The sequence below is a fragment of the Pseudomonas sp. 02C 26 genome, from assembly GCF_002843585.1.
GTDB classification, from domain to species: domain Bacteria; phylum Pseudomonadota; class Gammaproteobacteria; order Pseudomonadales; family Pseudomonadaceae; genus Aquipseudomonas; species Aquipseudomonas shirazensis.
Map to the genome: position 1 here is coordinate 2,756,973 of NZ_CP025262.1, position 20,308 is coordinate 2,777,280.

Annotated in this window: 19 protein-coding genes; 7 read left to right on the forward strand and 12 right to left on the reverse strand. The window is 61.3% G+C overall.

All coding sequences use genetic code 11. The features are described 5' to 3' along the window. Window positions 1–19 precede the first annotated feature (19 nt). The 7 genes from CXQ80_RS12395 to pstS form a co-directional block, all read right to left on the reverse strand. On the reverse strand, window positions 20–193 hold the full coding sequence (locus CXQ80_RS12395) for a hypothetical protein (protein ID WP_157831747.1): 174 nt from the start codon (window positions 191–193) through the stop codon (window positions 20–22). 112 nt (window positions 194–305) lie between these two features. After that, entirely contained in the window at window positions 306–947 is a 642-nt protein-coding gene (locus tag CXQ80_RS12400; protein WP_101319847.1) for a hypothetical protein, read from the reverse strand. After that, window positions 944–1,645 (reverse strand): hypothetical protein, encoded by a 702-nt coding sequence (locus CXQ80_RS12405; protein ID WP_101319849.1) that lies wholly within the window; start codon window positions 1,643–1,645, stop codon window positions 944–946. Before CXQ80_RS12405 ends, CXQ80_RS12400 begins: the two co-directional genes overlap by 4 nt. A gap of 54 nt (window positions 1,646–1,699) precedes the next feature. Then, window positions 1,700–2,461, reverse strand: coding sequence for a phosphate ABC transporter ATP-binding protein PstB (gene pstB, locus CXQ80_RS12410; RefSeq protein WP_217862385.1), 762 nt, complete (start codon window positions 2,459–2,461; stop codon window positions 1,700–1,702). Window positions 2,462–2,535: 74 nt separating this feature from the next. Beyond that, complete coding sequence (gene pstA, locus CXQ80_RS12415; protein WP_101319853.1) at window positions 2,536–3,429, reverse strand: phosphate ABC transporter permease PstA; 894 nt, start codon at window positions 3,427–3,429, stop codon at window positions 2,536–2,538. Next, window positions 3,429–4,394 carry a phosphate ABC transporter permease subunit PstC gene (pstC, locus tag CXQ80_RS12420; RefSeq protein WP_101319855.1) on the reverse strand — a complete coding sequence of 322 codons (966 nt, stop codon included), beginning with the start codon at window positions 4,392–4,394 and terminating at the stop codon, window positions 3,429–3,431. Before pstC ends, pstA begins: the two co-directional genes overlap by 1 nt. A 67-nt stretch (window positions 4,395–4,461) precedes the next feature. Beyond that, entirely contained in the window at window positions 4,462–5,493 is a 1,032-nt protein-coding gene (pstS, locus tag CXQ80_RS12425) for a phosphate ABC transporter substrate-binding protein PstS (protein WP_101319857.1), read from the reverse strand. Between the two features lie 382 nt (window positions 5,494–5,875). On the opposite strand from pstS, the gene CXQ80_RS12430 reads away from it, so the two are divergent. The 3 genes from CXQ80_RS12430 to CXQ80_RS12440 are packed head-to-tail and all read left to right on the forward strand — an operon-like array spanning window position 5,876 to window position 8,923. After that, a complete protein-coding gene (locus CXQ80_RS12430; RefSeq protein ID WP_101319859.1) occupies window positions 5,876–7,126 on the forward strand; it encodes an MFS transporter in 1,251 nt (416 codons plus the stop codon). Between the two features lie 7 nt (window positions 7,127–7,133). Further along, window positions 7,134–8,387, forward strand: coding sequence for an arsenic transporter (locus tag CXQ80_RS12435; protein WP_101319861.1), 1,254 nt, complete (start codon window positions 7,134–7,136; stop codon window positions 8,385–8,387). A 44-nt stretch (window positions 8,388–8,431) separates the two neighbouring features. Next, window positions 8,432–8,923 (forward strand): DUF1543 domain-containing protein, encoded by a 492-nt coding sequence (locus tag CXQ80_RS12440; protein ID WP_101319863.1) that lies wholly within the window; start codon window positions 8,432–8,434, stop codon window positions 8,921–8,923. 9 nt (window positions 8,924–8,932) lie between these two features. Here CXQ80_RS12440 and CXQ80_RS12445 read toward each other — a convergent pair whose 3' ends face one another. Together CXQ80_RS12445 and CXQ80_RS12450 are read right to left on the reverse strand one after the other, a co-directional pair. Then, window positions 8,933–9,784, reverse strand: coding sequence for a response regulator transcription factor (locus tag CXQ80_RS12445; RefSeq protein WP_101319865.1), 852 nt, complete (start codon window positions 9,782–9,784; stop codon window positions 8,933–8,935). Between the two features lie 33 nt (window positions 9,785–9,817). Beyond that, entirely contained in the window at window positions 9,818–11,308 is a 1,491-nt protein-coding gene (locus CXQ80_RS12450) for an aldehyde dehydrogenase (RefSeq protein ID WP_101319867.1), read from the reverse strand. 241 nt (window positions 11,309–11,549) lie between these two features. On the opposite strand from CXQ80_RS12450, the gene CXQ80_RS12455 reads away from it, so the two are divergent. After that, window positions 11,550–12,932 carry an aspartate aminotransferase family protein gene (locus tag CXQ80_RS12455; RefSeq protein WP_101319869.1) on the forward strand — a complete coding sequence of 461 codons (1,383 nt, stop codon included), beginning with the start codon at window positions 11,550–11,552 and terminating at the stop codon, window positions 12,930–12,932. Between the two features lie 138 nt (window positions 12,933–13,070). Then, a complete protein-coding gene (locus CXQ80_RS12460) occupies window positions 13,071–14,438 on the forward strand; it encodes an APC family permease (RefSeq protein WP_101319871.1) in 1,368 nt (455 codons plus the stop codon). 69 nt (window positions 14,439–14,507) lie between these two features. On the opposite strand, the gene CXQ80_RS12465 is transcribed toward CXQ80_RS12460, so the two are convergent. The 3 genes from CXQ80_RS12465 to CXQ80_RS12475 form a co-directional block, all read right to left on the reverse strand. Further along, on the reverse strand, window positions 14,508–15,401 hold the full coding sequence (locus CXQ80_RS12465) for a dihydrodipicolinate synthase family protein (RefSeq protein ID WP_101319873.1): 894 nt from the start codon (window positions 15,399–15,401) through the stop codon (window positions 14,508–14,510). Between the two features lie 45 nt (window positions 15,402–15,446). Continuing rightward, window positions 15,447–16,682 (reverse strand): SRPBCC family protein, encoded by a 1,236-nt coding sequence (locus CXQ80_RS12470; RefSeq protein WP_101319875.1) that lies wholly within the window; start codon window positions 16,680–16,682, stop codon window positions 15,447–15,449. Window positions 16,683–16,829: 147 nt separating this feature from the next. After that, complete coding sequence (locus tag CXQ80_RS12475) at window positions 16,830–17,798, reverse strand: LysR family transcriptional regulator (RefSeq protein WP_101319877.1); 969 nt, start codon at window positions 17,796–17,798, stop codon at window positions 16,830–16,832. A gap of 329 nt (window positions 17,799–18,127) precedes the next feature. Between CXQ80_RS12475 and CXQ80_RS12480 the strand changes: the two genes are divergently transcribed. Together CXQ80_RS12480 and proW are read left to right on the forward strand one after the other, a co-directional pair. Then, window positions 18,128–19,282, forward strand: coding sequence for a glycine betaine/L-proline ABC transporter ATP-binding protein (locus tag CXQ80_RS12480; protein ID WP_101319879.1), 1,155 nt, complete (start codon window positions 18,128–18,130; stop codon window positions 19,280–19,282). 29 nt (window positions 19,283–19,311) lie between these two features. Further along, window positions 19,312–20,265, forward strand: coding sequence for a glycine betaine/L-proline ABC transporter permease ProW (gene proW, locus CXQ80_RS12485; RefSeq protein WP_101319881.1), 954 nt, complete (start codon window positions 19,312–19,314; stop codon window positions 20,263–20,265). Window positions 20,266–20,308 lie beyond the last annotated feature (43 nt).

Here is a 20,308-nt window from a genome sequence, read left to right on the forward strand (position 1 = left end):
TTTTCATAGAGCCAAAAGTTTACTTGCCCAGATCAGCCTTCAACCGCTGCCCAGCATAGGCTTGCGCCTCGGCGGCTTTTGTCACCACTGCAGCGGTGCCGAAAAACTCGTGTGTCACGCCATCGGCGTATCTCTGGTAGAAAGGCGTATTCGTACTGGACTGAGCTGCAGCCAGCAAAAGCTTGTTCTGCATGGTGACCTCCAAGGTTGAGGCGAAAATGCTCGCCTCTACTAACCTCAGGGCCATAAGCGGGAATGACGTTCAATTATCCGACGTTGACTCAGACGAATGGATGCTGCTCGATCTACTGCCCAAGCGACTGATTTGCAGACCACTGCGGCTCCACACTTTGGCGAGTCAGCTGGCCGTAGCGCTGCGGTTGATGCCAAGCCAGCTGCGCATGCACCTTGGCAGTGGCCTCCAGGACCTTCTGCGTCCAGTTGTCATCCTGCGGAGAGACGACCACGACGCGGAAACCGTGATCGATACCCTCAGCCCGAACCCCGTCAGAATCATCCACATGCAGATCGATGTCGAACAGGCCCGGATGCTTGGACGGTGGCCGTGACAGCCCATGCTCGGCCATCACATGCAAATGCCGGTCATTGTTGACCACGCCGTCGACGCGGATGCCATACAGCAACAGCCAGCGCTTGATATAGGCCGGGGTGCGGCCAGACGAGGTATAGATCCACACGCTGCAATTCTGCCGGCGCAGATCGCGAATCAGCTCACGAGTACCAGCACGCAGCGGTTCACCCAGCCAGTCATGCATGAACCCTGGCAGCTTGCTGCTCTCGGCTGGGCAATTGTGGTGGTGGCAGGCCAAGGTGTCGTCGATATCAAACGAAATACGAACCTGTGGGCGGCCCAGCAGGCGCGTTGCCGCTTGCCAGCCACGAACGATGCCGGCCTGGCACTGTTGCAGCACTGGCGAGCGGCTCATCGGTGAGTCCCCTGATAACGGCGCGCAGGCGGCGTGTTGAGGAAGAACACCGTAGCGGCCGGTGCTTTGGCCTCGAGGAAGGCGGCGTACTTCTTTTTGATCTTGGGCAATTCGTACAAGGCTTTGACACCGTGTTTGGCGGAGTTGCGGATGACCGAGGACGGGTTGAAATAACCCTCGGCGTTGTCCAGCGTCAGCACAAACGGCGGCAGCCCTTCGCGCATCAACAGGTAACTGACCAGGAGCGAGCCCGTGCGGTTGTTACCTTCGATAAACAGCTGCGGCTTGCTGAGGATGCGCACATACACGCCGGCTGCGCGCTTCCACACCGAATCGCTGTGGTACGAGCAGTACCAGTTGTACAAATCCTTGATGCCGCCTTCGACGTTGTTGAAGAAGTGTTCTTCAGTTGCAGCCAGGTGCTGAGCGAACTCCACCCGCCGTGCCGGGTCACTGCCACAAAGCACGGTGGCGTTGATCTCGAGCATCAGGTTCAGCTGCTGCAGGTCGAACAGGTCGATGCCGCGGGCAACATAATCGTCTACCAGGGCATAGCCTTCCAGCACATTCTGCAGCACCTCGTCGGTGAACGGATCGCGCTGCTCGGTGAAGTGCTGGCTGAGCTCGCCGAAGCGGCTCTGCACCTCCCGCAGTGCGCGCTCTATAGCGCGTAGATCAAGACGACGTGTTGCAGACATTGGCAATCCCGAGAAACAATTTAACAAAGGCGACAGCGCTGAGACTGGCTCGAATCAACTGAACTTGCCGCTGATGTAGTCATTGGTCAGCTGCTCACGCGGGCTTTCGAAGATCTGCGTGGTCGGCCCCATCTCGACCAGATAACCAGTGCGTGTGCCTTGGGAAATGTCCACCGAGAAGAACGCCGTGGTATCAGCCACACGGATCGCCTGCTGCATGTTATGGGTCACCAGGGCAATGGTGTAGTCCTTCTTCAGCTCGACCATCAACTCTTCCACCCGGCGGGTTGCAATCGGGTCCAGCGCCGAGCACGGTTCATCCAGCAGCAGCACTTCAGGCTCGGTGGCAATGGCACGGGCAATGCACAGCCGTTGTTGCTGGCCACCGGACAGCGACAGGCCGCTGGCCTTTAGCTTGTCCTTGACCTCGTCCCACAGCGCAGCGCCCTGCAGCGCGTGCTTGACGCGATCGCCGAGGTCACCCTTGTAACGATTCAAACGCAGACCGAAGGCAACGTTGTCGAAGATGCTCATCGAGAACGGGTTGGGCTGCTGGAACACCATGCCGATGTAACGGCGCACTACGACCGGGTCGACGCCTTTGCCATAGACGTCCTGGCCAAGGAAGTGCACGTGGCCTTCGAAGCGGAAGCCTTTGACCAGGTCATTCATGCGGTTGAGGCTACGCAACACAGTACTCTTGCCACAGCCAGACGGGCCGATGAAACCGGTGATCTTGTTCTTCTCGATCGGCACGTGGCTGTCGCGCACAGCGAGGAAGTTGCCGTAGAAAATCTTGTCCAGTTTGCAGTCCATTACCACGGGTGCCTGGCTGACAAACGGAGCGGCTTTTCGCGCAGTGGATACGTTCAATTCAGTTGCTCCTGAGTTCAGTACTTGGGCTTGCCAAAGATACGGCTGACGACATTGACTACCAGCACGATCATCACCAATACCAACGAGGCGGCCCATGCCAGTTCGAGCTGATTGTCGAAGGGCATGCCGGAGAAGTTGTAGATAAGTACGGCAAGCGATGCCGTCGGGTTCATCACGGCCAGGCTGCCGTCATGGTAGATCCAGTAGTTGCTGAACAGCGCCGTGAACAGCAGCGGTGCGGTCTCGCCGGCAGCGCGGGCAACCGCCAGCATGACGCCGGTGAGGATCGCCGGCAGGCCGGTGGGCAGGACGATCTTCCAGACCACCTGGGCGCGAGTGCAGCCCATGCCGTAGGCGGCGTCTTTCATGATCTTGGGCACCATCTTCATGGCTTCTTCAGCGGTCAGCACCACGATCGGCAGCATCAGTACCGCCAGTGCCACGCCACCGGCAGGCGCCGAGTAGGTGCCAGTGGTCATGACCACCAGCGCATAGGCAAATACCCCAGCCAGGATCGACGGCAGGCCGGTGAGCATCCGCGCAGCAAAGCGCGAGGCGTTGGCCAACTTGCTCTCAGGGCCAAGCTCGGCGAGAAACACAGCGGCGATGATGCCCACTGGCACTGCGATGGCTGCGGCGATGCCGACCATGACAAAGGTACCGGCCATGGCGTTACCGAAACCACCGCCCATTTCGAAACCGGTGGGTGGCAGCTCGGTGAACACTTCAAGATTCAGGCGAGCACCGCCACGCATGATCAGCATGTACAGCACGGAAATCAGCGGCACGCTGGCCAGAAACGCTGTGCACCAGACCAGCGTGGTCAGGCTCAAGCTGCGCAGGGCGCGCCCTTCGAACCGGCGTTGCAGGCTTGGCACTGCAGCTGTTGGCGACGAGAGGTCAGTCATTATTTGTTACCCCGTTGCGCGTAGAGCATGATCATCGAGCCGAGCACGTTCACCAGCAGGGTGATGAACATCAGCACCAGTGCGGCGTACATCAGCACCTCGACCTCGTTCGGCCCGGCTTCCGGGAAGTTCAGCGCGAGCAAGGCGGCCAGGGTGTTGGCCGGGGCGAACAGCGACAGGGTGATGGTGTTGGCGTTGCCCACCAACATCGCCAAAGCCATGGTTTCACCCAGGGCGCGGCCCAGACCAAGCACCAGCGAGCCAAAGATGCCGGTTGCAGCGGCTGGCACCATCACCTTGAGGATGGCCTCCCAGTGGGTGGTACCCATGCCGTAGGCGGCCTGCTTGGTTTTCATCGGCACGCTGGTCAGGGCGTCCTGGGACACAGCGGCAATGGTCGGCAGAATCATGATGGCCAGTACCAGCGCCGCAGGCAGCAAGCCTGGGCCGCTCAGGGACGAGCCGAAAAAGGGGATCCAGCCCAGTTCGCTGTTCAGCCACGCGGTCAACGGACGGATCGCCGGGATCACCACGTAGATGCCCCACAGGCCGTAGACGACGCTGGGGATCGCGGCGAGCAGCTCGACGATGGTACGAAACACCGCTGCAAGCTTTGCAGGGAGGAAGTCCTGGGTCAGGAAAATGGCCATGCTGACGCCGAAAAAGCCTGCGATCAGCAAGGCGATCAGGGCGCTGTAAAGCGTGCCCCAAATAGCGGGAAGAATGCCGTACTTGCCTTGGTTGACATCCCAGACGGTGCCGAACAGCACGTCGAAACCGTGCTTCTCCATGCCGGGCAGTGCCTTGCGGCCGACTTCGAAAACCAGCGCAACCACCAGCGCCAGGATCAGCACCACGCCAATGCGGGCGAGCGCACGGAAGGCGCGGTCAACCAGAAAGTCCTTGGTGGACGGTGGCCGGCACGCTGAGTCGGGGTTATCCGGTATGGCAAAAGGTGTGTTCATTGGCGAGTTCCGGGACAGGGAGCAAACGCTGCGGGCTGAACGCTCAGTCCGCAGCGACCTGGCAGTGTTACTGGATGTTTGCGGAAGCTTTGCGTACTTGCTCTACAACCGACGGCGGCAGCGGGATGTAGCCCATCGAGTCAGCAATCTCCTGACCCTTGGTCAGGCTGTACTCGACCATTTCACGCATCGCCTTGGCCTTGGCCGGGTTGCCGTTGTCCTTGCGGAACAGCATCCAGGTGTAGGAAGTGATCGGGTACGACTTGGCACCGTCCGGATCCGGCAGCCAAGCGACCAGGCTTTCCGGCATTTTCACCGCAGCCAACGCTTCGGCACCGCTCTCGGCGTTTGGCACGACGTATTTGCCGGCTTTGTTTTCCAGCTGGGCGAAGTCGACCTTGGCCAGTTTGGCGAAGCCGTATTCGATGTAGCCAATGGCGCCTGGGGTCTGGCGAACAGTAGCGGTTACGCCGTCGTTTTTCGGCGACTTGATGAACTTGTCAGTGGCTGGCCAGTTGACGGTGTTGCCTTCACCCAGTGCTTCTTTGAACGCAGGGTTGATTGCCGACAGGTGTTTGGTGAACACCGCGGTGGTACCGCTGGAGTCAGCACGCACAACTACGGTGATCGGCGTGGCAGGCAGCTTCAGACCCGGGTTGGCGGCAACGATCTGTGGGTCGTTCCACTGGGTGACCTTGCCGAGGAAGATGTTCGAATACACTTCACGCGACAGTTTCAGCCCCTTGGGATTGCCTGGCAGATTGTAGGCCAGAACGATTTCGCCGGCGGTCATTGGCAGCATTTGTACGCCTTCGCCGACCTTGGCGATGTCTTCGTCTTTCATCGCCGAGTCACTGGCGGCGAAGTCGACGGTCTTGTTCAGGAAGTCCTGAACCCCTGCCCCGCTCCCCTTGGATTGGTAGTCAACGGTGACGCCAGCAGTGTTCTTGCTGAAATCCTTGAACCAAGTCAGGTAGATCGGTGCTGGGAAACTGGCGCCGGAACCGGTCAGGCGCACGTTTTCTGCGGCGAAGGTTGCCGAAGTGGCGCTAAGAGATACCGCAACGGCAAGTGCAGCAGACTTCATCAGGCGTATCATGGAAAAGCGCTCCGTGTGATGGCCCGCACACATTGCAGCACTCTTGTTACAGCTTTGTGACGATTGAGTGGCATACGAAGTGTTTATCGCTGAAACAGGCGTTTCAGAGGTGCTGGGGTAGGCCGAGACTCGCGCCATCACGCAGACCTGTGTAGGAGCGGCCTTGTGTGGCGAAAGGCCCGCAGAGCGGGCCCGGAGATTTCGGCGGCGAAGCTGAGATCTGGGGCCGCTGCGCAGCCTTTTCGCGACACAAGGCCGCTCCTACAGGCGCTGTGGGTCTGGAACCTATTGCTCATTACACCAGTCATTCTGCTCAAGTGAGGTGTGATCTGACGGGTGTCGATAACGCTTCATCCCCACACCCCCCTGCGAGACTCAAACCTTGGACAACCTCCGGCAAACCGACTCTCATGATCGTGCGCTCGACTGGCTGAACTTCTTTCTGGCTGATGTTCGCGATGGCCTGGGGCCGTATCTGGCGATCTATCTGCTCGCGGTGCATCAATGGCAGCCGGCAAGCATCGGCCTGGTCATGACCATCGCCGGGATCACCGCGCTGCTGGCGCAGACACCGGCGGGTGCATTGATCGACCGCACGCCCGCCAAGCGCGCCGTGGTGGCGATTGCGGCACTGCTGGTTACCGGGAGCTGTTTGCTGCTGCCGCTGATCTCATCGTTCGGGTTGGTGGCCTTGACCCAGACCATCAGCGCGATCGCAGGCTCCGTGTTCGCCCCGGCAATTGCCGCCATTACCCTGGGTATCACCGGCCCGAAGGCTTTCACCCGACGCGTGGGGCGCAACGAAACCTTCAACCATGCCGGCAACGCCTGCTCGGCGTTGCTCGCCGGCGGCCTGGCCTACCTCTATGGACCAGTCGTGGTGTTCTACCTGATGGCCGCGCTGACCATCGCCAGCATTATCGCCGTCAAACGGGTGCCAGCAGCGGCCATCGACCACCAACTGGCCCGTGGCCTGTCCCACACGCCAACCGGCGACACTCAGCCAGCCGGACTGAGCCTGCTGCTGCACAACCGCACACTGCTGCTGTTCGCCGTGTGCTGCGCGCTTTTCCACCTGGCCAACGCAGCAATGCTGCCGCTGGTAAGCCAGAAGCTGGCCCAGGTGGACCTGCGCCTGGCCACACCGCTGACCTCGGCCTGCATTGTCGCGGCGCAACTGGTGATGGTGCCGATGGCACTGCTGGTTGGCGCCAAGGCCGAGCAGTGGGGGCGCAAGCCGTTTCTGCTGGTGGGATTCTTGATCCTGCCTCTACGAGGCGCGCTGTACGTCCTCTCGGACAATCCCTTCTGGCTGGTCGGCGTGCAGCTGCTCGACGGCATCGGCGCGGGGATCTTCGGCGCGCTGTTCCCGATCGTGGTCAAGGACCTGACCGAGGGTACCGGGCGCTTCAATGTCAGCCTCGGCGCACTGACCGCGGTGTTCAGCCTCGGCGCTGCACTAAGCCCGGGCATCGCTGGTTTGGTGGTACAGTCGGCCGGTTATGACGCAGCCTTCCTGACCCTGGCTGGCATCGCCGCTGCGGCGTTCGTGCTGGTACTGGTCGCGCTGCCGGAAACCTCCTCCCGCTCGGCCGAAGCGCCGACGGTCGTCCCTACTGTGGCAGGAAGCTGAATCCACCATGCCTGTTGTTGATACTGCGCTGATCATCTGGTTGGTGGCTGCCCTCGCCACCTGTGGCGTCATCCTGCGTCCCTGGCGTATCCCCGAATACGTCTGGGCTATGGGCGGCGCGCTGCTGCTCACCGTGTTCGGCCTGATTGCGCCACAAAAAGCCTTGGCTGCGATGGCCGAAGGGGGTGATGTATACCTGTTTCTGATCGGCATGATGGTGCTGGCCGAACTGGCGCGTCAGGAAGGCTTGTTCGATTGGCTGGCGCGCTATGCCGTAAGCCACGCCCGCGGCTCCGGGCAGCGCTTGTTCGACCTGGTGTTTCTGGTCGGCACCCTAGTCACCGTATTCCTCTCCAACGATGCCACCGCCGTGGTGTTGACCCCGGCGGTGTATGCGGCGTGCAAGGCGGCCAAGGCCGAGCCCCTGCCCTATCTGTTCATCTGCGCATTCATCGCCAACGCCGCAAGCTTCGTCCTGCCGATTTCCAACCCGGCCAACCTGGTGGTCTTCGGCAGCCAGATGCCGCCGCTGCTGGAGTGGCTGAGGCAGTTCAGCCTGCCTTCGCTGGCAGCCATCAGCCTGACCTACATAGTGCTGCGCCTGACCCAGCGTAAACAGATCATGCAGCCACTGGCCCTGACCGTCGACTCGCAGCCGCTGACTCCCGGGGCCAAGCTGTGCGCGCTGGGCATTGTCCTGACCGGGGCACTGCTGCTGACCGCCTCGGCGCTGGACACTGCGCTGGGCCTGCCAACCTTTTGCGCTGGCCTGACCACCACCGCCTTGATTCACCTGAGCCAGCGCCGCAGCCCGATGCCGGTGCTGCGCCATGTCGCGTGGGGCGTACTACCTTTGGTGGCCGGGTTGTTCGTGCTGGTCGAAGCCGTGGCCCAAACCGGCGTCATCGATCATCTGGCGCATGCCCTGGCGGCACTCGCCGAACAGTCGCCAGCGCAAGCCAGCTGGGCTGCCGGGGTCGCTGTGGCGATTGCCAGTAACCTGATGAACAACCTGCCCAGCGGGCTGATCGCAGGCTCGATGGGGCACATGGTGCAGTTGCCTGGGCAAACCACGGCGGCGCTGCTGATTGGCGTCGACCTGGGCCCCAACCTGTCGATCACCGGTTCGCTGGCGACCCTGCTGTGGCTGGTAGCCATCCGCCGTGAGGGGGAGAATGTCAGCGCCTGGCGCTTCCTGCGGCTGGGCTTGCTGGTCATGCCGCCGGCATTGGCGGCTGCGCTGTGGGCCGTGACGTTTTGAGCGGGCGCTGGCGAAAGCCGCAGCGCCCAGCACGAGGATAATTCATGCTTTACGTTGTCATGCTCGGCGGGCGCCATCCGCGCGCCAGCATCGAAGTTCACGATGTAGTCTTTGCCCAGGGCGACTCGCTCGAGCAGCTCTACCCTGAGCTACGCAATGCCTGGTTCGGCAGCCTGAAAGGGCTGCATATCGACTCCTGGCTGGAAGTGCACGGCATCGACAATTACCGCGTCGAGTTCAGCCAGGCAGCGCCGCAACCCGGCGCACTGCGCTTGTTCTTCCTCAATCTGGGCGGTTACGAGCGGCAGGTATTCGGCGAAGCGCACCGTTATCTGCTGGTGGCTGCCAGGGACAAAGCCGAGGCCAAGCAGTTGGGTAAACGGCGCATGGCCGCTGGCTGGTTGAAGCCGCATACCGACGCAATACTCGACGTTGATGATTGCCTGCCGATCGACCTGTTGGCTGGGCGCTATGTGCATCTGGTCGAGGGCGAGCATCAGGGCATTCGCCAGCGCAGCGACTACATCCTTATCTAAGCCACCCGCTCAGGGCCGACGGCGCAGATAGCTTTCCAACGGGTCTTTGCTCAACCCTTCCTGCGCCTGCGCGACCGAGGCGATAAACAGCGAGAACAGCTCGGACTGCTTGCCGATGTCGAGCTTGGCGTACAAGTGCTTGCGATGGGTCTTGACCGTGTCCTCGCTGATACCCAGTCGCTCTGCCAATGAGCGTATCGAGTGCCCACGCAGCATGTACTGCGCGACCAGGCATTCGCGCTCGGTCAGCAACGACGAGCCAAACTTCACCAACGCTGCATTGATCTGCCGCCCCAGCGCACTCTCGAAACGCCCGCCAAGCATGTGCGCATCCAGGTCGCCCCAATGCCGACGCACCACCGCCAACACCCACGGTGCGATGCGCTTGAGTTCGGCAACTTGCTGCCTGCTCAATCGCGAGGTGCTGGCCAGCACAACGGCGATGGTCAGCTTCGGCCCGAGTGGCACCAGGTAATTGATCTCTTCCTCCAGCCGCGCATGCTGATAGAACGACAGGTAGTACTCACTGCGCTTGAAGTGGTCCGGCGCGACATCGCTGAGGCGATAGCAGCCGGGCGCAATGCCCTCCAGGCTCGCGCGGTAGAACGGGCACAGCAGATAGAAGCCTTCCAGATACTTGCGCACGTTACCCTCAGGCATCCACGGCCCCTCATCGTCGCGCTCGAACAGCGTCGACGGCAGGCCTTCATGGGGAAACAGAAACACCGTGATGGCATTGGCCGGCGCCAGCAGGTTCAGCGCCGAATACAGCGACTCGACAAAGGCCGAGGTGCCGATGCAATCGGTCACCTGTGCCATGTGCTGAAACCACTGTTCGGATCCAAGCCGGTCTGTACTCATCACGGGCGTCTCGTGTGCGCCTTGGGCCAGCGCTTAACGCAGCTGGAACCAGGTGGTTTTCAGGTGGGTGTACTTGTCGAATGAATGCAGCGACAGGTCACGGCCAAAGCCGGACTGCTTGCCGCCACCGAACGGCACGCTGACATCCAGCGCGTCCATGGTGTTGACCGACACCGTACCAGCCTTCAGCGCCTTGGCAACCCGGTGCGCGCGGTTGAGGTCGTCGCTCCACACCGAGGCCGCCAGGCCGTAGACACTGTCATTGGCCAGCGCAACCGCCTGCGCCTCATCGTCAAAGGCAGTGACGGCCAGCACCGGGCCGAAAATCTCTTCACGGGCCAGCTTGCTGTCCGGTTTTACCTCGGTAAATACAGTGGGCTGGATAAAGTTGGATGAGCCGTTGAACGTCAGTTGCTGGCCTCCGCAACGCAGCTGCGCGCCCTCCTCCTGCGCTTGCCCGATAGCACGCATGATCCGCGCGGTTTGCTCGCTGTCGACAATGGCCCCGGCGGCACTCGCGGGGTTGAGCGGATCACCCGGCAGCCACGCCTGCGCCTTGGCCATCACCCGCTCGACGAACTCGTCGTGGATAGCTCGCTGCACGTACAACCGTGAATTGGCCGAGCACACTTCGCCTTGATTGAAGAAGATCCCGAACGCAGCTTTTTCAGCTGCCAGATCGAGATTCTGGCAGTCGGCAAACACCAGATTCGGGCTTTTGCCACCGCACTCCAGCCAAACCTGCTTGAGGTTGGACTGGGCCGAGTACTGCATGAAGTACTTGCCCACCTGAGTCGAGCCGGTGAACACCAGGCAATCGACATCCGGGTGCAGCCCCAAGGCTTTGCCGGCTTGCTCGCCGAGGCCCGGGACAACGTTGAGTACCCCTTCTGGAATGCCCGCTTCCAAAGCCAACTGGCCCAGGCGCAAGGCGGAAAACGGCGACTGCTCGGCAGGCTTCAACACCACGCTGTTCCCGGCAGCCAGTGCCGGCGCGAGCTTCCAGGCCGCCATGTCCAAGGGGAAGTTCCACGGCACCACCGCAGCGATCACGCCCAGTGGCTCGCGGGTGATGGTGGCCAGCGTGTTGGCAGCCGTCGGCGCGACCTGATCGTAGAGTTTGTCCAGCGCCTCGCCATACCAGGCAAACACCCCGGCTGCGCCCGGCACATCAATGTTGTAGGCGTCCATCACCGGCTTGCCCATGTTCAGCGAGTCGAGCAAGGCCAACTCTTCACGGTGCACCAGCAGCAGCTCGGCCAGTTTCAGCAGGATCTTCTTGCGCTCACCTGGCGCCATGCGTGCCCACGGCCCCTGGTCGAAGGCCTGGCGCGCAGAACGCACTGCCAGGTCCACTTCACGCTCACCGCAGGCGGCAACCTGCGCCAACACCTGATTGGTTGCGGGGTTGATAGCGGTAAAAGTCGCCCCTGCAGACGACTGCACCGCCCGGCCGCCGATGAGCGCGGTGTCGATGAAGGTTTGGCGCTGGGCCTGCTGTTGCCAGTAGTTGAGGTCGAACACGCTGCACTCCTCTTGCGACCGTTTGCCGGTCCGTTGTTATTGACTGGAGACAATCGTGCGCCACTCGCAGCGGCAGGCAAATTCGCAAAAATGTGGTCCGGACCCATGAAAAAGCTCTGCAGCCAAACCAGCTCGCAGCTCACCCCAAAGGGTGATTTCGGTGGTTTTCGAGGTGTGGGAGCATTTCCGGGACTTCAGTTGCATCCGCCCTGCGCGACTCCCAAAAAAGAGAACAAACGTCATGAACGCACCCTTCATCCCGCAACGAAACACCCAGGACTATCAAAAGGCCGACGCGGCCCACCACATCCATGCGTTTCTCGATCAAAAGGCCCTCAACGCCGAAGGGCCGCGGGTGATGGTCCGCGGCGAGCGTTTGAATTTGTGGGACAACGACGGCAACCGTTATCTGGATGGCATGTCCGGCTTGTGGTGCACGCAACTGGGCTACGGCCGCAAGGACCTGACCAGCGCCGCTGCCGCGCAGATGGATCAGTTGGCGTACTACAACATGTTCTTCCACACCACTCACCCGGCGGTAATCGAGCTGTCCGAACTGCTCTTCAGCCTGCTGCCGGGCCATTACAGCCACGCGATCTACACCAACTCCGGCTCCGAAGCCAACGAAGTGCTGATCCGCACCGTGCGCCGTTACTGGCAGGTGCTGGGCAAGCCGCAGAAGAAGGTCATGATCGGCCGCTGGAACGGTTACCACGGCTCGACCCTGGCCGCCACCGCACTGGGCGGGATGAAGTTCATGCATGAGATGGGCGGGATGATCCCCGACATCGCCCACATCGACGAGCCGTACTGGTACGCCAACGGCGGCGAGCTGACCCCGGCCGAATTCGGCCGACGCTGCGCGCTGCAGCTTGAAGAAAAAATCCTCGAACTGGGCGTGGACAACGTCGCTGGTTTCATCGCCGAGCCGTTCCAGGGCGCCGGCGGCATGATCTTCCCGCCTGAAAGCTACTGGCCCGAGATCCAGCGCATCTGCCGCCAGTACGACGTGCTGCTGTGCGCCGATGAGGTGATCGGCGGCTTTGGCCGTACCGGCGAATGGTTCGCCCACCAGCACTTCGGCTTCGAGCCCGACACCCTGTCCATCGCCAAGGGCCTGACCAGCGGCTATATCCCCATGGGCGGGCTGGTGTTGAGCAAGCGCATCGCCGAGGTGCTGGTCGAGCGCGGCGGTGTATTTGCCCACGGCCTGACTTACTCCGGCCACCCGGTTGCCGCAGCGGTGGCGGTGGCCAACCTCAAGGCCTTGCGCGACGAAGGCATCGTGCGCCAGGTCAAGGACGACACCGGTCCTTATCTGCAGCAACTCCTGCGTGAGTCGTTTGCCGAGCACCCCCTGATTGGCGAGATTCAGGGCACTGGCCTGCTGGCGGCGTTGCAGTTCGCCGAGGACAAACCAACCCGCAAACGCTTCGCCAATGAAAACGACCTGGCCTGGCAGTGCCGCACCTATGGCTTTGAGGAAGGCGTGATCATCCGCTCGACCCTGGGCCGCATGATCATGGCCCCGGCGCTGATCGCCAGCCGCAGCGAGCTTGATGAGCTGGTCGAAAAAACCCGCCTGGCCGTCGACCGCACCGCGCGCAGCATCGGCCGCCTCTGACCCGAGCGCAACGCCCAGCCCGATCCGGCTGGGCGTCTTGCGTGCAGCGCTGCGCACCCTCTCGACACGGCTTCATCACCGGTAGCGAGTACACCTCGCCTACTGCAGCGTCCTGTATTCGCCTTCCAGGAGTTCGCAATGACTATAACAACAAGCTCAGCCGACACTCACTGTGCGCAAGCCCCGGCGGCTCGCCGCTTTCGCCAATCCATGGGCCTGCCCGCACTGGTGCTGTTCGGCCTGGCCTACATGGTCCCGCTGGCCGTGTTCACCACCTATGGCCTGGTCACCCAGATGACCAAAGGGCACTTGCCCACGGCCTATCTGCTGACCCTCGGCGCGATGCTGCTGACCGCCTACAGCTACGGCCGCATGGTCCAGGCCCATCCCTATTCTGGCTCGGTGTACAGCTACACCCGTAAAGCCTTCGGCAGCTACTTCGGCTTCATCGCCGGCTGGACCTTGCTGCTCGACTACATCTTCCTGCCGCTGCTCAGCTACCTGCTGATCGGCATCTACATGTCCGAGTACTTCCCGGCGGTGCCGGCCTGGGTCTGGGTGCTCGGCTCGATCAGCCTGGTGACCTTTCTCAACCTGATCGGCATCGAGTCGATCACTCGGGTCAACTGGATTCTGGTAGTGGTGCAGTTGGTGTTCATCGTGGTCTTCGTGGCGCTGTCGGTCAGCAGCCTGAGTGGCCAGGGCGAGCCAGTGTCGCTGCTCAAGCCGTTCTACCACGACGGTTTCAGTGTGCCGCTGGTGATGACCGGCGCGGCCGTGCTGTGCCTGTCATTCCTCGGCTTCGATGCGGTTTCAACCATGGCTGAGGAAACCAGCAACCCGCAGTACCGCATCCCGCTGGCGATCATGGTGGTGTCGCTGGTCGGCGGCCTGCTGTTCTTGCTGGTTTCGTATTTTGCCCAGCAAGTGTTCCCCGACTGGGCCAGCTTTGCCGACCCCGACTCGGCCTCGGTGGATGTCATGCGCCGGGTCGGCGGCGAGCTGCTGGTCAGCGCCTTCACTGCCACCTATGTCGCCGGCTGCTTTGCCTCGGCGATGGTGTCCCAGGCCAGCGTGTCGCGGGTGCTGTTCGCCATGGGCCGCGACGGCGCGCTGCCGCGGGTGTTCGGCCGGTTGCGGACGAAAAAGCGGGTGCCGGCCAGCGCCATTCTGCTGGTCAGTGTGATGTCGTTACTGGCACTGGTGCTGACCCTGGACACGGTGGCCAACATGATCAGCTTCGGCGCGCTGTTTGCCTTCTCGGCGGTGAACCTGGCGGTGGTCAAACACTACCTGGTCGACCAGCAACTGCGCGGTACGCGCAATTACCTGCTGTACGGTGCCATCCCGGCACTGGGTTTTCTCAGTACCTTGTGGCTGTGGAGCAGCCTGTCGAGCATGTCATTCGTGATCGGCTTAAGCTGGATGGGGTTGGGCTTGCTGTGCCTGCTTGGGCTGACTCGGGCGTTCCAGGTGAAATTGCCTGAGTTGCAGATGGCTGAATAGCCGAAGGACAAGACTACCAACGGTGCCGTTTAGCGGGCACCGTTGCGATCTCTCTACGACCAGGATGGATCAGCCGTTGACGCGTTCATGCGCCAGCAACGGAGCCACTGCACTTTCCAGCGCGGCAAGCTTGTCGGCAGCCAGCCGCGCCAGTGGCCGACGTGGATCGCCAGCGCCGTAGCCGGTCAGCGCCGATGCCGCATACACCGACTGCACATAGTCGCCCTGCCAGATCAGCGACATCAACGGCTCAAGATCCCGCCACAACTCGCGAGCGAGCTCCCATTGACCCGCCAGCGCAGCGTCGACAAAACGCACACAGGAACGCGGGGCGATATTGGCCCCACCCCAGATCAGCCCAGCGCAACCTGCATACAGCGCATACGGCACCAGCGGGTCGGCGCCGTTCATGGTCGGCAAGCCGGTTCGAATCAGCGAAGCCTGCGCGGCCAGGTCGCCACTGCTGTCCTTGACCGAGACAAAATTGGCGATCTCGTTGAGCTTGGCGAATAGCGCCGGGGTGACTTCTACCCCGACCGCCTGAGGCACGTTGTAGCCAATAATCGGCAGGCCGGCAGTGGCCACGCTGCGATAGAACGCGACAATGCTGTCGTCGTCGGTCGGCCCCTCGAAAAACGGCGGCAGCACCATGACCCCGTCCGCGCCACATTCGGCTGCATGTCGCGTGCGTTCCAGCACCTCGTCAAGCACCAACGCGGAAGTCTGCACGATGATCCGCGCCCGGCCAGCAATCGCCTTGGCGCCGAAAGCGACCAGTTGCCTGGATTCTTCTTTGCTCAGGTACACGTGCATACCGGTGCCGGAGCTAAGGACAAAACCCTTCACCCCAGCTTCGAGGTAAGCCTCGATCAGCTGGGCAAAACGCGGGTAGTCGATCTTGCCATCACCCTCAAAGGGCGTGGTGATCGCAAGGTTGATCCCGGCAAACTGAAATTCAGACATCGAACCCTCCATGGGTGGATGGACCACGTTGAGCAACAGGCCGGTTCAGCCCACGGACTTGAGCGCAGTCGGCCCTTGCAGGCGCGTCAGCATGGTGTCGCAGTACCAGTCATCGAACTGGCAGACGCCATTTTCAGCGTTCTCGGAAAACGGTCCGGGCTCATAAGTCGGCGACGACACGCCGGCCTGGGTGCCTTCAACCAGACGCCGGTCCTGATCATTGGTCGCCAGCCAGACCTTGGTCAGACGCTCGATGTCGTAGTCCACCCCTTCAACCGCGGTAGCCGGCACCAGCCATTTGGTCGTGACCAGGGTTTCAGTGGCGCTCAACGGCAGGATGCGGAAGCTCAAGGCATGGTCGCCGAGAAAGTGGTTCCAGGTAGACGGGTAGTTGAAGTAGAGCAAGGCGCCGATATCGGCCTCTGCGCTCTCGTCGAGCCGGCCAGCGACTGCCGGCTGGCCATCCATGGTGTAGCTTACAGCCCCTGCCGACAACGGGATGCGGGTCATGCGATAGCGGCCCTGCGGATCCATCAGCAGGCGGCTGGGCATGCCGGCCTTCTCGCAACGGTCCCAGTGAGCGGTGAGTTCAGGGTCTTCAGCAGTCGCCACACCCGCCACCGAAAGGTTTTCCACGAAAGAGTTCATTAGTTCCGGATGGGTGCCGTCACAGTGGAAACACTCGCGATTGTTCTCGAATACCAGCTTCCAGTTGCCCTTCTCGATCAGGTTGGACTCGAACGCCACTTTGCAGTTTTCCAACTGGTGCGGGGCGATAAAGGGGCTTACCGCGTTGCGGAAGCTGGTGAAATCAGGGGCTTTGTCGGCGACGCACACGTAGATATAGCTGTGCACGACTTCACAGTGAACTGGCTTGAGGTTGTATTGGCTTTTGTCGAAATCAGCGCCCATGCTGCCGGCGAACAGCAGGCTGCCATCCAGTTCGAACGTCCACTTGTGATACGGGCATACCAGCTTTGCCACCTTGCCCTGGGCATGCTCGCAAACTTTGGCGCCGCGGTGCCGGCAGGCATTGTGAAATGCCCGGACCTGGCCGTCCTTGCCCTTGACCACCGCAACGGGGTAGTCGCCGATCTGCAGGGTGAAATACTGGCCTGGCTTGTCCAGTTCGATGGTGTGCCCGGCGAAGATCCAGTCCTTGTGCCAGATATGTTCCAGATCCTGGCGGTAGACCTCGTTGTCGGTATACAGCTCACGCGGTAATGCATGCCGCGCTTTGCGCTTGTGGATCAGGCCAACCACAGATTGCTGACTGTTCATTATTATCTCCATCCACCAGCCCCTAACGGCACTGCTCGCATGCCGTATGAATGAGGCAAGGCTACGGGACGGTCACAACAGCCCACAAACTACATTTTCAGCGAGCAAAGGATAAAGGCAGGTTATCAATCACACGGCTGCAGTGCGCTACACGCACCACCGCGAAAACTTCGACAGTACCCAATCGCGCACCCGTCGAGAGGCTTCCTCGCAATTGCTGTTTTCTCTGCAAGCCAGGTAGTGCAGGCTGTTGCGCAGGGTCACCTGCTGTTGCAGCGGCCGCACCAGCAGGCCCTTTTCCACCAGCCCGCTGACCAGCTGATTCCAACCTAGCGCAATGCCCTGATGGGTCAGCGCCATGTTAATGATCAAGTTGTAGTCATTGGCATGAAACACCGGTGGGCTGGCCGCTGGACGTTCATCGATGTCGACATTCTGGAACGCCAGCCAGACGCTCCAGTCGACGTGCTCGGCGACCCCGGCACGGCCATACGGACTAAGGTCGAGCAAGGCGCAATCGCGCAGGCCTTCGAGGCTGGCGATCTCGGGATGTGCAGCCAGATACGCCGGCGAACAGACCGGATAGATAACGTCATGACACAGCGGGTAGATCTTGTAACCTTCGCCCACGTTACTGATCTTGGAGATGACAATATCCGGATCCACCCCAGGCTCGCGATTGACGAAGTTCTGCGTAGTGATCAAGTTGAGTTCGATGTCGGGGTTGTTGGCGCGAAACTCGGGCAAGTGATCGGAAAACCACAATGCGGAAAACGCCGGCGAGCAACAGATAGTCAGTACATGTTTCTGCGTCGGCGCTGAGCGAATACGGTCGGCCGCCTGGGCGATATTGACAAAGGACAACTGTGCCGCTTCGAAGAAGATCGCACCGGCTGGAGTAAGTTGCACCGTGCGCCCAACCCGCTCGAACAACTGCGCACCGAGAAACTCCTCCAGTTCGCGAATCTGCCGGCTGATGGCCGCTTGCGATACACACAGCGCCTCGGCGGCGCGGGTGAAGCTTGCGTACTTGGCGGCCGCCACAAACGCCTTGACCGCCCGCAACGAAGGCATCCTCATGAGCAAGGTGTCTGGATCAGCGTGTCTGTTAAGCATGGTAGCCAGCCTTCTGTAGGTTTTTATAACGCCACGCAGCCTAACTCAGCACCCCGGTGGCATCCACACAGGTGTCGCAAACGTCGCAGGATGGTCGGCCTGACAGCGATCAATAACCTTAGGTTATCTATAATGCCCTGTAAATGTCGTTGGATTTGCCGTGGGTTAGCTAATAGATTGGATGAAAGCCCAGTTCCTGGGGCTAACAATAAAAAATAGGAAATTGTCATGCATCGATATCCCTCTGGGTACTGCCCTTCCGTATTACCAAGCTGGCGACTCGCACGGAGTACGCAGGCTTGTAATTTCGCACGCACAGGAGGGGCGCAATGAGCCGCGCAGATGAAATAATTTCCGTTAACAACATCTATAAAGTGTTTGGCAACCAACCCGACGTCGCTATGAATATGCTGACGTCGGGTGCAACTAAAAACGAAGTATTTGAAAAGACCGGCCAGGTCATTGGTGTGTTCGACGCAAGTTTCGCGGTCAAGCGTGGCGAGATTTTCGTGATCATGGGTTTGTCCGGATCGGGCAAGTCGACCATGGTGCGCCTGTTCAACCGCCTGATCGAACCCACCGCCGGGCAGATCTACCTCAATGGCCGTGAAATCACCGGGTTGTCCGATAAAGCCCTGCTGGACGTGCGCCGCAAGGAAATGGGCATGGTGTTCCAGTCCTTTGCCCTGATGCCGCACATGAGCGTGCTGGAAAACACTGCCTTTGGCCTGGAGATTTCTGGCGTCAGCGAGCAGGAACGCCACAGCCGCGCCCGCGAAGCACTCAGCCAGGTCGGCCTTGCTGGTCAGGAACACAGCTACCCGCACCAGCTTTCCGGCGGCATGCAGCAGCGCGTCGGCCTGGCCCGAGCGCTGGCCAATGATCCCGCGATTCTGCTTATGGATGAGGCGTTCTCGGCGCTGGACCCTTTGATCCGCCACGAGATGCAAGGCGAACTGATCCGCCTTCAGGCCGAGCAAAAGCGCACCATCATCTTCATTTCGCATGACATCGAAGAAGCCATCCGTATCGGCCATCGCATCGCAATCATGGAAGGTGGTCGCGTCGTCCAGATCGGCACCCCGCAGGAGCTGATCAATCAACCGGCCAACGACTATGTACGCACATTCTTCAAGGGCTTCGACAGCTCGCGGGTGCTCAAGGCCGGCGACGTTGCCTCGTTTGATCCGGCAGCGGTGTGCCGGGTCAACGGCAAGGCGCCGCAGTTCCAGCTCGGCGTGCCGTTCGGCTATCTGCTCAACGAGCGTGGCGCTCTGCTGGGCGTAGTCGATACAGCCGCTGCAGGTACACCTGCACCGTGCAACCAGCATCAACTGCAACCGGTTTACACCGACACGCCGCTGCATGAAGTGCTCGATATCGCCGCCAGCCTGCCCTACCCGGTGCCGGTGCTGGACCGCGCAGGTGCCTTCCAGGGCACCGTTTCGAAAAACCAGCTGCTGCAGACCCTGAGCCGCCACTGAGCGACTGCGCCCCAACGAGGTAAGCCACCATGTCCGAGTTCAGTCTGTTGGACCCGTTCCAGTACGCCACTATTCCCTTGGGCGACTGGGTCGAAAGCACCCTGAAATTTCTGGTGCACAATTTCCGTGATGTGTTCCGTGCGATCCGCTGGCCAATCGATCAGGTGCTCAACGGCATCGAGTTCACCCTGCAGAGCATCCCGCCTAGCATTGGCATCATCCTCTCGTCCCTGCTCGGCTGGCAGCTGGCCGGCAAGCGCATGGCCGCGCTGAGCTTCGTCACCCTGACCCTGCTGGGCCTTATCGGCGTGTGGTCGGAGTCGATGACCACCTTGGCGCTGGTGCTGACCTCGGTGTTCTTCTGCGCGGTGATTGGCGTGCCGCTGGGCATCGTCTGCGCCCGCAGCAACCGCCTCGAGCAGGTCATACGTCCGCTACTCGATGCCATGCAGACGCTGCCCGCATTCGTCTATCTGGTGCCCGTGGTGATGCTGTTCGGCATCGGTAATGTGCCCGGCGTGCTTGTCACCATCGTCTTCGCCCTGCCGCCGCTGGTGCGCCTGACCAACCTGGGTATCCGCCAGGTGCCCGAGGACAAGATCGAAGCCGCCCGCGCCTTTGGCTGCACACCGCGGCAGATGCTCACCCGGGTACAACTGCCGCTGGCAACCCCGACCATCATGGCCGGCCTCAACCAGACCCTGATGCTGTCGCTGTCGATGGTGGTGATCGCCTCGATGATCTCCGTAGGTGGCCTGGGCCAGATGGTCCTGCGCGGCATCGGCCGGCTGGACATGGGCCTGGCCACGGTGGGCGGTGCCGGCCTGGTGCTGCTGGCGATCTTTCTCGACCGCCTGACCCAGGCCATGGGCGCCAGAACCAGCGCTGATCCAAGCCTGCGCTGGTACCAGACCGGGCCCGTTGGTGTGGTGCTGCGCCTCTGCGGCAGCGCTAAACCAGCAGAGCGGCGCAAGACCGCATGACCTGACCGATTCGACCTGCCGCACTTGATGCTAATAACCAGAA

Bases quoted from the DNA above. Each gene is read 5' to 3' on its own strand.
- CXQ80_RS12465 (WP_101319873.1), bottom strand. From the start codon at position 15,401: ATGTCTGAATTTCAGTTTGCCGGGATCAACCTTGCGATCACCACGCCC.
- CXQ80_RS12440 (WP_101319863.1), top strand. From the start codon at position 8,432: ATGCTTTACGTTGTCATGCTCGGCGGGCGCCATCCGCGCGCCAGCATC.
- CXQ80_RS12405 (WP_101319849.1), bottom strand. From the start codon at position 1,645: ATGTCTGCAACACGTCGTCTTGATCTACGCGCTATAGAGCGCGCACTG.
- pstB (WP_217862385.1), bottom strand. From the start codon at position 2,461: ATGGACTGCAAACTGGACAAGATTTTCTACGGCAACTTCCTCGCTGTG.
- CXQ80_RS12455 (WP_101319869.1), top strand. From the start codon at position 11,550: ATGAACGCACCCTTCATCCCGCAACGAAACACCCAGGACTATCAAAAG.
- proW (WP_101319881.1), top strand. From the start codon at position 19,312: ATGTCCGAGTTCAGTCTGTTGGACCCGTTCCAGTACGCCACTATTCCC.
- CXQ80_RS12470 (WP_101319875.1), bottom strand. From the start codon at position 16,682: ATGAACAGTCAGCAATCTGTGGTTGGCCTGATCCACAAGCGCAAAGCG.
- CXQ80_RS12460 (WP_101319871.1), top strand. From the start codon at position 13,071: ATGACTATAACAACAAGCTCAGCCGACACTCACTGTGCGCAAGCCCCG.
- CXQ80_RS12480 (WP_101319879.1), top strand. From the start codon at position 18,128: ATGAGCCGCGCAGATGAAATAATTTCCGTTAACAACATCTATAAAGTG.
- pstA (WP_101319853.1), bottom strand. From the start codon at position 3,429: ATGACTGACCTCTCGTCGCCAACAGCTGCAGTGCCAAGCCTGCAACGC.
- pstS (WP_101319857.1), bottom strand. From the start codon at position 5,493: ATGATACGCCTGATGAAGTCTGCTGCACTTGCCGTTGCGGTATCTCTT.
- CXQ80_RS12435 (WP_101319861.1), top strand. From the start codon at position 7,134: ATGCCTGTTGTTGATACTGCGCTGATCATCTGGTTGGTGGCTGCCCTC.
- CXQ80_RS12445 (WP_101319865.1), bottom strand. From the start codon at position 9,784: ATGAGTACAGACCGGCTTGGATCCGAACAGTGGTTTCAGCACATGGCA.
- CXQ80_RS12400 (WP_101319847.1), bottom strand. From the start codon at position 947: ATGAGCCGCTCGCCAGTGCTGCAACAGTGCCAGGCCGGCATCGTTCGT.
- CXQ80_RS12395 (WP_157831747.1), bottom strand. From the start codon at position 193: ATGCAGAACAAGCTTTTGCTGGCTGCAGCTCAGTCCAGTACGAATACG.
- CXQ80_RS12475 (WP_101319877.1), bottom strand. From the start codon at position 17,798: ATGCTTAACAGACACGCTGATCCAGACACCTTGCTCATGAGGATGCCT.
- pstC (WP_101319855.1), bottom strand. From the start codon at position 4,394: ATGAACACACCTTTTGCCATACCGGATAACCCCGACTCAGCGTGCCGG.